Consider the following 11,839-nt stretch of genomic DNA (forward strand, 5'->3'; position numbering starts at 1 on the left):
GTGGCTGCCGTGAGAGTCACGTTGCCCGGCCTGCAGGCCGTCGACCACGAGTTCACCGTTCCGCTCGACCACGCCGACCCGGGCGGCGCCACGATCACCGTGTTCGCCCGCGAGGTGAGCGACCCGGCCAGGCACGACCTGCCGTGGGCGGTCTACCTGCAGGGCGGGCCGGGCGGCAAGTCGCCCAGGCCGACCGGCCCCGCGCACTTCGCGCACGTGCTCAAGACCCACCGCCTGCTGCTGCTCGACCAGCGCGGCACCGGCCGCAGCTCGCCGGTCACGGCTGCCACGCTCACCGGCGGCGACGCCGAGATCGCCGCCCATCTGCGGCACTTCCGCGCCGACGCCATCGTGGCCGACTGCGAGCACATCAGGAAGGCGCTCGGCGTCGAGAGATGGGAGACGTGGGGGCAGAGCTACGGGGGCTTCGTCACGCTGACCTACCTGTCGCGGGCGCCCGAAGGGCTCGCGGCCTGCCATGTCACCGGCGGCCTGGCCGGGCTGGAGGCGAGCGCCGACGACGTCTACGCCCGGCTGTACCCGAGGGTCCGCGACAAGCTCAGGAACTTCTACGCCCGCTACCCCGACGACGCCCGCAAGGTGCACCGGATCGCCGAGCACCTGGCCGCGACCGAGGTCCTGCTGCCCGACGGCGACCCGCTCACCGTGCGCCGGTTCAAGACCCTCGGCATGAGCCTCGGCCTGGGCGACGGCTTCGAGCGCCTGCACTGGCTGCTGGACGAGGCCTGGACCGGCGGGCGGCTGGCCGACGCGTTCCTCTACGACGTGATGAACGCCACCGGCTTCGTCGGCAACCCGCTCTACGCAGTCCTGCACGAGTCCATCTACGCCCAGGGCGCGGCGACGAACTGGGCGGCCGAACGCCTGCTGCCCGACGACTTCCACGAGCCCGAGATGCTCACCGGCGAGATGATCTACCCCTGGATGTTCGACGAGATCCGAGCCCTGCGCCCGTTCAAGGGCGCCGCCCGGCTCCTGGCCGCCGACCCCTCCTGGCCCGACCTCTACGACCCGGTACGGCTGGCCGCCAACGAGGTGCCGGTCGCGGCGGCCGTCTACCACGACGACATGTACGTCGACGCGGGCCTGTCGCTGGAGACCGCCGACCGGGTGCCGAACACCCGCGTCTGGATCACCAACGAGTTCGAGCACGACGGCCTGCGCATGGCCGGCGAGCGCGTCGCCTCCCGGCTCATGGACATGGTCGCGGGCCGGGTGCTGTGACCGCCTAGGAGACGGTCTCGCGCAGCGGGAGCCGTACCTCGAACCAGGTGTCGCCGGGCGCCGAGCGGACCCGCAGCTCGCCGCCGTGGCGTCCGGCCACGATGCGGTAGGAGATGTCCAGGCCCAGCCCGGTGCCCTTGCCCACGGACTTGGTGGTGAAGAACGGCTCGAAGATCCGCTCCTTGATCCCGTCGGGCACGCCGGGGCCGGTGTCGCCGATCTCGACGATCGCCTCGTCCTCGTCGTGCGCGGTGCGGACGGTGAGCGTGCCCTCCTCACCCATGGCGTCGAGCGCGTTGTGGATGAGGTTCGTCCACACCTGGTTGAGCTCGCCGCCGTAGGCGGGGATCCGCGGCATCGTGCGGTCGAAGTCGGTGACCACGGTGATCCCCGGCGAGATCTTGCCGCGGAAGATCGCCAGCGTGCTCTCCAGCAGCTCGTGCAGGTCGCACACCTGGAAGGGCGCCCGGTCCATCTGGGAGTACTGCTTGGCCGAGGCGAGCAGCGAGGTGATCCGCTCGGTCGCCTCGGTCACCTCGCCGAGCATCTGGGAGATCTCGGTCGCCTCGGCCAGCCAGCGCAGCGCCGCGGGCGCGTGCTCGTCGCCCACCTTGGCCCGCACCTTCTCCAGCCCCTTGGTGTCGAACCCGGCGCTGACCAGGGACGGCGCCAGCTCCCAGGCGTCCTCGACGCCGAGCTCCTGCAGCGCGTCGCCCAGCTCGTCCTCGGCGTCGGAGATCTGCATCGGGGTGCGCGGCGGCAGCGTGCCGACCGAGGCCGCGCAGCTCTCCTGCATCTCCACCAGGTGGCGCAGCCGCTCGGGCGCGATCCCCGCCTCCGCCAGCTCGGCGAGCTGCCGCCGGGAGGCGCCCATCAGGTGGCGCAGCTCGCTGACCGCGCGCACGGCCGCCGCCGCCGGGTTGTTGAGCTCGTGGGTGAGACCCGCGGTGATCGTGCCCAGCGCGGTCAGCCGCTGCCGCCTGTCGATGATCTCCCGCTGCGCCCGGCCGCCGAAGGTCAGCCCTTCGAGCAGGTGGATGGCCATCGGGAACCACTCGGTCACGATGTAGGCGAACTTGGCGGCGGGCAGCACGAACATGCGGGTGGGCGCGGTGGCCCGCAGCGAGTGCGTGTACGTCCGGGGGGCGCGCTCGCCCAGGTAGGCGCCGATCGCGCCGCCGTACACGCCGGGCTGGGAGGTGCGGCTCATCGAGACGGCGCCCGCGCTGGTGTCGGTGGTCATCATCACCTCGCCCTCGATCAGGACGACGAAGCAGTCCGCCGCCTCGCCCTGGCGGACGATGAACTCGTCCTGCTCGAAGGTGCTCACCTTGCCGCGTGAGGCCAGCATGGTGAGCTGCTCGTCGGTCAGCCGCTCGAACAGGAAGAGCTTGCGCAGCTCGTCGATGTCGATCATTGCTTCTCCAGATACCGGTGCACCATGGACACGGCCATCGCCCCCTCGCCGACCGCGGACGCCACCCGCTTGATCGAGTCGGCCCGCACGTCACCCGCGGCGAACACCCCGGGCACGTTCGTCTCCAGGAAGTACGGCTCCCGCCGCAGCGGCCAGTTACGCGGACGCTGCCCCCCGATCACCAGATCGGGCCCGGTCAGCACGAACCCCTTGCCGTCCCGCTCGACCGTCTCACCCAGCCACGAGGTGTACGGCTCGGCGCCGATGAAGACGAACAGCCACTGCGCGTCGACCGTCCGCTCCTCCCCCCTGGTGGACAGCGTCAGCCGCTCCAGGTGCCCCTCGCCCTGCCCGCCGGCGACCACGGTCTCGACGTGCACCTCGATGTTGGGAGTGGCGGCGATCTGCTCGATGAGGTAGTGGGACATGGACTTCTCCAACCCGTCACCCCTCACCAACAAGTGGACCTTGCTCGCGAATCCCGCCAGGTAGACGGCCGCCTGCCCGGCCGAGTTGGCCGCGCCGACGATGTACACCTCGCAGTCCCGGCAGGAGGGGGCCTCGGTGAGCGCGGCGCCGTAGAAGACGCCCCTGCCGACCAGGTCCTCCAGGCCGGGGGCGTCCAGCCTGCGGTAGGTGACGCCGGTGGCCAGGATCACCGCGTGCGCGGCGATCTCCCCGCCGTCCTTGAACCCGACCACCCTGGCCTGGCCCTTCGGCTCCAGATGGGTCACCTTGCGGGCGGTGAGCAGCTCGGCGCCGAACTTCAGCGCCTGCCGCCTGGCCCGGTCGGCGAGCTGGCCGCCGGAGACGCCGTCGGGGAAGCCGAGGTAGTTCTCGATCCTGGAGCTCTGCCCCGCCTGCCCGCCGGAGGCGTGCGCCTCGACCAGCACGGTGTTCAGTCCCTCGGAGGCGCCGTAGACGGCGGCGCCGAGGCCCGCGGGCCCGCCGCCGACCACGATCAGGTCGTAGAAGTCGGTCGAGGGCGTCGTGGACAGGCCCACCGCGGTGGCCAGCGTCGACTGGTCGGGCGCCTGCAGCGAGACGCCCTCGGCGGTCACCACCAGCGGCAGGTGGCAGTCGTCGCCCACGGCGCTGACGAGCTGGGCGCCCTCGGGGTCCTCGGCGAGCATCCACTGGTAGGGCACGTGGTTGCGGGCCAGGAAGTCGCGCACCTGGTAGGACTTGGCCGACCAGCGGTCGCCGACCACCTGCAGCTCGGCGCGTTCCCGCCGGTCGGTGCGCTGCCAGGCGTCGAGCTGGCCGTCGATGACCGGGTAGAACTTCTCCTCCGGCGGGTCCCACGGCTTGAGCAGGTAGTGGTCGAGGTCGACCACGTTGATCGCCTGGATCGCCGCCTCGGTGTCGGCGTAGGCGGTCAGCAGCACTCGCCTGGCGAACGGGTACAGGTCCATCGCGGCTTCGAGGAACTGCACGCCGTTCATCTGCGGCATCCGGTAGTCGGCCAGGATCGCGGCCACGTCGTCGCCGCGCAGCCGCATCTCGCGCACCGCCTCCATGCCCTGCCCGGCCGTCTCGGCGCGCACGATGCGGTACTGCTGGCCGTACTTGCGCCTGAGGTCGCGGGCGACCGCCCGCGAGACGCCCGGGTCGTCGTCGACCGTCACGATGACCGGCTTGTCCATGCCCCCGCCTTCCGCGTGTCCTTAACGGAAGGATGTCATGTTCGGCGGGGATCTACGCGATCCGCCCTGTCCCTCCGAGGAAGCCCGGCTTGGTGAAGTCCACCTCGGTTTCGTACGCCCAGTCCGGGTCGGGACGCCAGGCCGAGACCGGAACCACGCCCGGGTCGAGCAGCTCGGTGCCCTCGAAGAGGACGGCCAGGCGGTGCTGGTCGCGGTTGGTGATCGAGCCCGACGTGGTCCTGGAGTAGACCTGACCGGCCTCGGCGGCTTTGGCCGCGTCGACCGTGCCCTCGTGCACGTGCGAGATCGCCAGGTGGCTGCCGGGGACCAGCGGCTCACGCAGGGCCGCGACGATCGAGGCGACCTCGTCGTCGTCGGGGACGAAGTGCAGGATGGCGAGCAGCAGGACCCCCACCGGCTCGTCGAGGTCGAGGTGCGCCGCGGCCGCGCCGAGGACCGCCTTGGGGTCGCGCAGGTCGCCGTCGATCACCGTCGTGCACGGGTCGCCGGTGAGCAGCGCGCGGGCGTGCACGAGGACGATCGGGTCGTTGTCCACATAGACCACCCTGGCGTCCGGCGCCACCCGCTGAGCGACCTGGTGGACGTTGTCCCGCGTCGGCAGGCCGGTGCCGATGTCGAGGAACTGCCGGACACCCTGCTCGGCCATGTGCCGTACGGCCCGCCCCAGGAAGGCCCGGTTCTGCCGGGCCATCTCCCTGACGTCGTTGCCGGTCTCCCGGCCGAGGGCGATGATCCGCTCCGCGGCCGCCCGGTCGGCGGCGAAATGGTCCTTGCCGCCTAAGTAGTAGTCGTACATCCGGGCCACGCTCGGCACGGTGGGGTCCACGCCCGATGGCGCGCGCTCTGCCTCGCTCATGATCAGACGATAGCCCCGCGGTTCAGGCGATGACCCGGCTTTCGCCGCCGTCCACGAGTAGCGACACGCCGTTCACGAAGGAGGCGCGCTCGCTGGCCAGGAACGCCACCACGTCGCCGACCTCCTCGGGCCGCCCGACCCGGCCCACGGGCACGGAGCCGCCTGTCGTCTCCAGGCCGCCGGCGCCGCCCGCGAGCTCGCGCAGCCGGTCGGTGTCGATCGGCCCCGGCAGCACGTTGTTGACCAGCACGCCGTCGCGCCCCACCTCCCGGGCGAGGGTGCGCACCACACCGGCCACGGCGGTCCTGGTCGCGTTGGACAGCGCCAGCCCGTCCAGCACCTCCCGCACGGACCTGCTGGTGATGGTGACGATGCGGCCCCAGCCACGCTCGCGCATGTCGGGCAGCACCGCGTGCATCAGCCGTACGGTGCCGAGCAGGTTGCGCTGGATCGCGACGTCCCACTCGGCCAGGCCGACCTCGACGAACTTCCCGGCGGGCGGGCCGCCCGCGTTGGCCACCAGGATGTCGACCGGCCCGAGCACCTCGCGCGTCTCGGCCACCACCCGCAGGGCGGCGGCCGGGTCCTCCACGTCGGCCAGCACCGCGTGCACCACGCCGCCGTACTCCTGCAGCTCGACCACGGCGTCGGCCAGCCGTTCCGGCGTGCGGGCGCTGACGCACACCGAACACCCCTCGCGCGCCAGGCTCTTGGCCGCCGCCAGCCCGATTCCGGCGCTGCCACCTGTGACGAGCGCGACCTTGCCCTTGATGCCCAGATCCATAGTGGCGACTATAGATCGCCGGACAGTCGGGTCTCCGCCCGGCGGAAGCGGTCGAGCTTGTCGGGGTTCAGCACCGCGTAGATGCCGTGGATCAGGCCGTCGCGCACGTCGAGTGCGATGAGCTGCTCGGGCCGCCTGCCCACCCAGATCAGCGCCCCGGGGCCGCCGTTGACCTCGACCAGCCGTGCCTCGGGAAGGGGATAGCGGGTGATCAGGCCGCGCAGGAACGCCGCGACCTTCCTCTTGCCGACGATCGGGCGCAGCGCGGCGCGGACCTTGCCGCCGCCGTCGTTCCACGTGGTGACGTCGTCGCTGAGCAGCCCGGCCAGCGCGTCGAAGTCGCCGCCGTGGGCGGCCTCCAGGAAGCGGCCGAGCAGCCTGCCGTGCTCCTCCGCGCTCGGGCTGAAGCGCTCGCGCCCTTCGGCCAGCCGGGTGCCGGCCCGGTGGTGCAGCTGGCGGCTGTTGGCGACGGAGACCCCGACGATCCCGGCGATCTGGTCATAGGGCAGCTCGAAGGCCTCCCGCAGCACGAACACCGCGCGCTCGGGCGGCGAGAGCCGCTCCATCAGGTGCATCGTGGCGTACGACAGGGTGTCGCGCAGCTCGGCGGTGTCCAGGGGGCCGGTCTCGGCGCTCAGTACCGGCTCGGGCAGCCACGGCCCGGTGTAGGACTCCCGCCGTACCCTGGCCGAGCGGAGCTGGTCGAGCGCCAGCCGCGAGACCACGGTCACCAGGAAGGCCCGCGGTTCCCTGATCTCCGACCGGTCCGCGCCCTGCCAGCGCAGCCACGCCTCCTGCACCACGTCCTCGGCGTCCCACATGCTGCCGAGCAGGCGGTAGGCCAGCCCGAGCAGCGCCGGACGATGCTCCTCGAAGTCCACGGCGGCCATCATGCCCCACCGCCTCCGGTAACGGACGACCTGCCTGGCGGGGTGGCCGCTCAGGATGTGGCACTCGCGCCATGGAATTGCGCCGCGGGCCGTGATGAGGTTGTGACGTGGCGAGAAATCTGATCCTGTCAGGGGGTCTCTTCCACGACTTCGACGCCACCTCGGCCGCGCTGGCCGAGGTGCTCGCCGAGGTCGGGGTGGAGTCGGAGGTCACCGACGACATCGCGGGAGCGCTCAGCGAGCCCTCGGAGTTCCAGCTCATCACCGTCAACGCGCTGCGCTGGCGGATGGGCCAGGAGCGCTTCGCCGACCAGCGCGGCCGATGGCGCTTCGAGCTGCCCGCCCAGGCGCGCACGACCTTACTCGACCACCTCGACAGGGGTGGCGGGCTGCTGGGCATGCACACCGCGTCCATCTGCTTCGACGACTGGCGGGGCTGGCCGCGGGTGCTTGGCGGCTGCTGGAACTGGCCGAGGTCGCACCACCCGCCGCTCGGCTGGACCGGCGTGCAGGTGCACGGCGACCACCCGATCGTGGACGGGCTGCGCGACTTCGACGTGGTGGACGAGATCTACGGCGGCCTCGACGTGCTGCCGGACGTCAAGCCGCTGGCCTCCGCGGCGGGCCATCCCGTGGTGTGGGCCAGGCCGGTACGGCGGGGCCGGGTGGTCTACGACGCGCTCGGTCACGACACCAGGTCCTACGACAACGAGGTGCACCGCACGCTGCTGCGGCGTGCCGCGCTGTGGCTGCTGAAGCGGCCGGTCATGTTGCGCGATTAGCGAGCCTGCGGGCCGACTCGGACTCCTGGGCCAGGCGGCGCAGGGCGTCGAAGGCCTTGCCGTACAGGACCGTGCCGAGGACCATCGCCTCGACGGCCGCCTCGCGCGGGCCGTCGAAGGGGATGGTGTCCATCTCCTGTTCGACGACCAGCGTGTCCGCGGCCCGCGCGTAGGCTGTCACGTCGGTGGACAGGCCGAGTTCGCGTAGTTTGACGAGTGTCTGGGCGAGTTCGGCGCGTGACGGCGCCCGCTCGTCCACGTGCCAGTCCATGGCGGCCAGCAGCGCCTCGACCTGGTCGCGGGCCAGTTCCCAGTCCGCGCCCTGCCCGGTTTCGACGGGCGTGCTGAGCGCGTAGTGGGCGGTGCCCAGCATGTCGTGGACGGGCAGGCTCTCGTCCTCGACCGCCTCGATCACCTTCTTGATGGCGGCGACCGGCAGCTTGCCGACCTCCAGCAGCGCCCTGATCAGCCGCAGCCTGCGCAGGTGCGACTCGTCGTACTCGGCCCGGGTGGCCGCGAGCTGCACCCCCTGGTGCAGCAGGCTTTCGCGCAGGTAGTACTTGATCGTCGGGATGGCCACCCCGGATCGGGCGCTGAGCTGGGAGATCCGCATTATTGGATAATAGCGCTATCCAACTTCGCCGATCGCGCAGAGGATGCCGGGCTTGACCAGATCGACCTTGACCTCGTCGTAGTCCGGCCGCCACGCCTCGACCGGCACGATACCGGGCTCGAGGATCCGCAGCCCCTCGAAGTAGCGGGCGACCTGCTCGGGACCGCGCCCGGTGAGCGAGCCGGTGGCGGTCCTGGCGTACACGGCCGCGCCCTCCTTGATCGTCTCAGCGGTGTGGTCGCCCGCGTAGACGTGCGAGACGACCAGCGCGCTGCCGGGCGCCAGTCGCGCGCGGATGCCCTCGACGATGCGGTAGGTCTCCTCGTCGTCGGGCAGGAAGTGCAGCACCGCCACCAGCAGCACCGCCACCGGCTCGGCGAAGTCGAGGTGCCCCGCGGCGGCTTCGATGATCGCGTCGGGCTCGTGCATGTCGCCGTTCACCACGATGGTGCTGGCGTTGTCGGCGAGCAGCGCGCGGGCGTGCGTGAGGACGATCGGGTCGTTGTCGACATAGACCACCCTGGAGTCCGGGGCGGCGGCGAGCGCCACCTCGTGCACGTTCTCCTGGGTGGGCAGCCCGGTGCCGATGTCGAGGAACTGCCTGATCCCCGACCCGGCCAGATACCGTACGGCGCGGCCGAGGAAGTCGCGGTTGTCCCTGGCCACCTCGCGGCTGTTGGGCACCAACTTGATGATCTTGTCGGCGGCGGCGCGGTCGGCGGCGAAGTTGTCCTTCCCGCCCAGGTAGTAGTCGTAGATCCGGGCCACGCTGGGGATCGTCGGGTCGATCCCCGCCGGCGCCCGCTCGGTGTCGCTCATCCTCGGATGCTAGAGGATTCAATCCCCTTTTTTGATCATTTCTGGTGGAGAGGGGGCCGTGGGGGAAATAGTGGCGTCCTCTGTGACAGAGGTGGATGACCCGGTCTCACGGCTCGGTGAAAGCCTGGTGCAGGTCGGTGCTCTCGCGGGTGGAGAGCAGGGGGAGTGCCGCCAGCCAGGAGGCGGCTCCTGCGCCGTCGCGCGCCGTGGTGACCGTGGCCGCCCAGCGCTCGCGCAGGATCTCGGTCACCGCCTGCCGTACCGGTCCCTCGCTGGTCAGCACGCTGCCCGCGAGCACGATCGGCCCGCCCTGGTAGACCCGCGCCACCGATTCCGTCAGATGCCTCGCGGCCCGTCCGACGATCTCGGTGGCCATCGGGTCGCCCTCGGCCGCGGCCTGGCTCACCAGCGCCGACAGCGGGGCCAGCGTCATCCGGTCGGCCTGGGCGAGCCGGACGATCCGCTCGGCCTCGCGCCGGGGCGTCGGCCCCCGCTCGTCCCCGAGGAAATGCCCCACGACCGACTCGACCAGCGTCCCCTCGACCGGCCGGTCGGAGTCCCCCGCGCGGTCGAGGGCGCGGACGACGGCCTTCGCGGCGGCGCGGCCGATCCAGAAGCCGGATCCCTCGTCCGCCAGCAGCCAGCCGAGCCCGTCGGCGATGCTGTCCAGCTCGTGCCCGGTGACCCTGGCCGCCGCCGCGCCGGTGCCCGCCAGCAGCACCGTCCCCGACGGCTCGGGCGTCCCGGCCGCGTACGCCACCGGCACATCGTTGATCATCCGTGGTCTCGCCGGTACGCCGTGCGCCGCCCACACCCGCTTCAGCTCCTGGCCGAAAGCCGGATTGTTGCCCGCCACACCCGCGACGGAGGCGGCCACCAACGAGGGATCGAGCCCGTCGAGCGCCGCCTTCAGGGCCGTGCCGACCTCGGTGGCCGCCGCCGTGAGGCCGTGCGCGCTGGGGTTGCCGCCGCCTGCTCTGCCGTACCCGACGCGGGTTCCCCGCAGGGAGTACACGGCGACGCGTGTTGAGGTGCCTCCCGCGTCCACGCCGACTACGAGACTGCCGTTATGCATGTGACACATCCTGGGTCTTGACGTGGCCGATGAGCAAGAATAATTTTCGCCGCAAGGTCGGATATTCGGAAGGAATATTCGTGACGAGTGGTGCTCTTGGACGCGTCGAGACCGAACTGCCGGGCTTGCCGGAAGCCCTGCGCAGGGTGGGTGAGGTGATCCTCGGAGATCCAGCCGAGGCAGCCCGCTCCACCATCATCGCGCTGGCCGAGCGGGCGGGCAGCTCGCCCGCCACCGTGACCAGGTTCTGCCGGGCCTTCGGCTTCTCCGGGTACGCCGAGCTCAGGGTGGCGCTGGCCACCGAGACCGGCCGGGCCGCGCAGGCCGGCTGGGGCGCGGGCGTCGGCCAGGACATCGGCCCCGAAGACCCGCTGGACGCGGCCGTCGAGGTGATGGCCGCCGCCGACGCCAGGCTCATCCAGGACACCGCCGCCCAGCTCGACCTCGTCGCCGTCGCCAAGGTGGCGGAGGCGATCGTCGCCGCCCGCCGGGTGCTGACGGTGGGCGTGTCCACCAGCGGCGCGGTCGCGACCATGTTCGAGGGCAGGCTGCGCCGTATCGGCGTGCCCTGCTGGAGCTCGGGCGACGCGCACGTGGCCCTGTCGGACGCGGCGCTGCTGACCGAGGGCGACGTGGTGATCGGCATCTCCCACCGGGGCCGCACCAGGGAGGTGATGGAGGCGCTGGCCGAGGCGCGGGTGCACCGCGCGACCACGGTCGCGGTCACCTCCTTCGCCCGCTCCCCGCTGGCCGAGCCCGCCGACCTGGTGCTCACCACCGCCAGCCGGGAGACCACGTTCAGGCTCGGCGGCCTGGCGGCCGTGCACTCCCAGCTCTTCGTCCTCGACGCGGTCTACGTCGCCGTGGCCCAGCGCACCTACGAGCGCACCAACGAGGCGTTCGAGCTGACCATCAAGGCCGTCGAGAGTCATCGCGTCGAGAGGAGCTGATCGGGTGCGGTTCGCATCGCAGGTACAGGAACTGGTGGCCGACGTCATCGCATCACAGGCGGAGCCGGTGCGCAGGGCCGCGGCCCTCATCGTCGCCGCCCTGCGCGACGGCGGCGTGGTCAACGCCTTCGGCTCGGGCCACTCCGAGGCCATCTCGATGGAGATCGCCGGCCGGGCCGGCGGCCTGGTGCCCAGCAACAGACTCGCGATCAGAGACCTGGTCCTGTACGGCGGAGCCCCCCCGTCCATCCTCACCCGCGAACTCGAACGCGACCCCGCGATCGCCCAGCAGATCTACGACCTGGCCCCCGTCCGCCCCCAGGACGCCTTCGTCATCATCTCCAGCTCCGGCGTCAACGGCTCGGTGGTGGAGCTCGCCACGATCGTCAAGGACAGGGGGCACCCCCTGATCGCCCTGACCTCCGTGGCCCACAGCGAGCGGATGACGGCCCGCCACCCCTCGGGCCGCAAACTGCTCGACCTCGCCGACGTGGTGCTGGACAACGGCGCCCCCTACGGCGACGCCGTCCTGCCGCTCCCCGGCGGCGGCGCGTACGGAGCGGTGTCGACGATCACGTCGGCGCTGCTCGCCCAGCTCATGATCACTGAGGTGATCGAGGAGCTGGTCCAGGCGGGGGAGACCCCGCCGATCTATCTCTCGGCCAACATCACCGGCGGCGACGAGCACAACCAGGCCATGGAGGCCCGCTACGCAGGCCGCATCCGACGTGGAGCTTGACC

The 11,839-nt window shown here is 71.6% G+C and carries 12 protein-coding genes; 4 read left to right on the top strand and 8 right to left on the bottom strand.

Features of this window, described 5'->3' with window-relative positions:
- The first annotated feature begins 9 nt into the window (after nucleotides 1-9).
- Entirely contained in the window at nucleotides 10-1,245 is a 1,236-nt protein-coding gene (locus tag ABZ911_RS12170) for an alpha/beta fold hydrolase (RefSeq protein WP_358054568.1), read from the top strand.
- Between the two features lie 4 nt (nucleotides 1,246-1,249).
- On the opposite strand, the gene ABZ911_RS12175 is transcribed toward ABZ911_RS12170, so the two are convergent.
- The 5 genes from ABZ911_RS12175 to ABZ911_RS12195 are packed head-to-tail and all read right to left on the bottom strand — an operon-like array spanning nucleotide 1,250 to nucleotide 6,862.
- On the bottom strand, nucleotides 1,250-2,662 hold the full coding sequence (locus ABZ911_RS12175; RefSeq protein ID WP_358054569.1) for an ATP-binding protein: 1,413 nt from the start codon (nucleotides 2,660-2,662) through the stop codon (nucleotides 1,250-1,252).
- Complete coding sequence (locus ABZ911_RS12180) at nucleotides 2,659-4,308, bottom strand: FAD-dependent oxidoreductase (protein WP_358054570.1); 1,650 nt, start codon at nucleotides 4,306-4,308, stop codon at nucleotides 2,659-2,661. The genes ABZ911_RS12175 and ABZ911_RS12180 overlap by 4 nt, the downstream gene beginning before the upstream one ends.
- Before the next feature lie 52 nt (nucleotides 4,309-4,360).
- Nucleotides 4,361-5,185 carry an SAM-dependent methyltransferase gene (locus ABZ911_RS12185; RefSeq protein ID WP_358054571.1) on the bottom strand — a complete coding sequence of 275 codons (825 nt, stop codon included), beginning with the start codon at nucleotides 5,183-5,185 and terminating at the stop codon, nucleotides 4,361-4,363.
- Nucleotides 5,186-5,207: 22 nt separating this feature from the next.
- A complete protein-coding gene (locus ABZ911_RS12190) occupies nucleotides 5,208-5,969 on the bottom strand; it encodes an SDR family oxidoreductase (protein WP_358054572.1) in 762 nt (253 codons plus the stop codon).
- An 8-nt stretch (nucleotides 5,970-5,977) separates the two neighbouring features.
- Nucleotides 5,978-6,862, bottom strand: coding sequence for an RNA polymerase sigma-70 factor (locus ABZ911_RS12195; protein WP_358054573.1), 885 nt, complete (start codon nucleotides 6,860-6,862; stop codon nucleotides 5,978-5,980).
- Nucleotides 6,863-6,966: 104 nt separating this feature from the next.
- Here ABZ911_RS12195 and ABZ911_RS12200 point away from each other — a divergent pair, with 104 nt between their 5' ends.
- The gene (locus ABZ911_RS12200; RefSeq protein WP_358054574.1) at nucleotides 6,967-7,641 is read left to right on the top strand and encodes a ThuA domain-containing protein; all 675 of its coding nucleotides are present in this window, start codon (nucleotides 6,967-6,969) and stop codon (nucleotides 7,639-7,641) included.
- Here ABZ911_RS12200 and ABZ911_RS12205 read toward each other — a convergent pair.
- The 3 genes from ABZ911_RS12205 to ABZ911_RS12215 form a co-directional block, all read right to left on the bottom strand.
- The gene (locus ABZ911_RS12205; protein WP_358054575.1) at nucleotides 7,625-8,254 is read right to left on the bottom strand and encodes a MerR family transcriptional regulator; all 630 of its coding nucleotides are present in this window, start codon (nucleotides 8,252-8,254) and stop codon (nucleotides 7,625-7,627) included. The two genes, ABZ911_RS12200 and ABZ911_RS12205, sit on opposite strands and share 17 nt — an antisense overlap.
- Before the next feature lie 15 nt (nucleotides 8,255-8,269).
- Nucleotides 8,270-9,073 carry an SAM-dependent methyltransferase gene (locus tag ABZ911_RS12210; RefSeq protein ID WP_358054576.1) on the bottom strand — a complete coding sequence of 268 codons (804 nt, stop codon included), beginning with the start codon at nucleotides 9,071-9,073 and terminating at the stop codon, nucleotides 8,270-8,272.
- 106 nt (nucleotides 9,074-9,179) lie between these two features.
- A complete protein-coding gene (locus ABZ911_RS12215; RefSeq protein ID WP_358054577.1) occupies nucleotides 9,180-10,148 on the bottom strand; it encodes a BadF/BadG/BcrA/BcrD ATPase family protein in 969 nt (322 codons plus the stop codon).
- 80 nt (nucleotides 10,149-10,228) lie between these two features.
- Between ABZ911_RS12215 and ABZ911_RS12220 the strand changes: the two genes are divergently transcribed.
- Together ABZ911_RS12220 and ABZ911_RS12225 are read left to right on the top strand one after the other, a co-directional pair.
- Nucleotides 10,229-11,098, top strand: coding sequence for a MurR/RpiR family transcriptional regulator (locus ABZ911_RS12220; RefSeq protein ID WP_358054578.1), 870 nt, complete (start codon nucleotides 10,229-10,231; stop codon nucleotides 11,096-11,098).
- 4 nt (nucleotides 11,099-11,102) lie between these two features.
- Nucleotides 11,103-11,837 carry an SIS domain-containing protein gene (locus ABZ911_RS12225; RefSeq protein ID WP_358054579.1) on the top strand — a complete coding sequence of 245 codons (735 nt, stop codon included), beginning with the start codon at nucleotides 11,103-11,105 and terminating at the stop codon, nucleotides 11,835-11,837.
- Nucleotides 11,838-11,839 lie beyond the last annotated feature (2 nt).

It is taken from the genome of Nonomuraea sp. NPDC046570 (genome assembly GCF_040645915.1).
Classification (GTDB): Bacteria; Actinomycetota; Actinomycetes; order Streptosporangiales; family Streptosporangiaceae; genus Nonomuraea.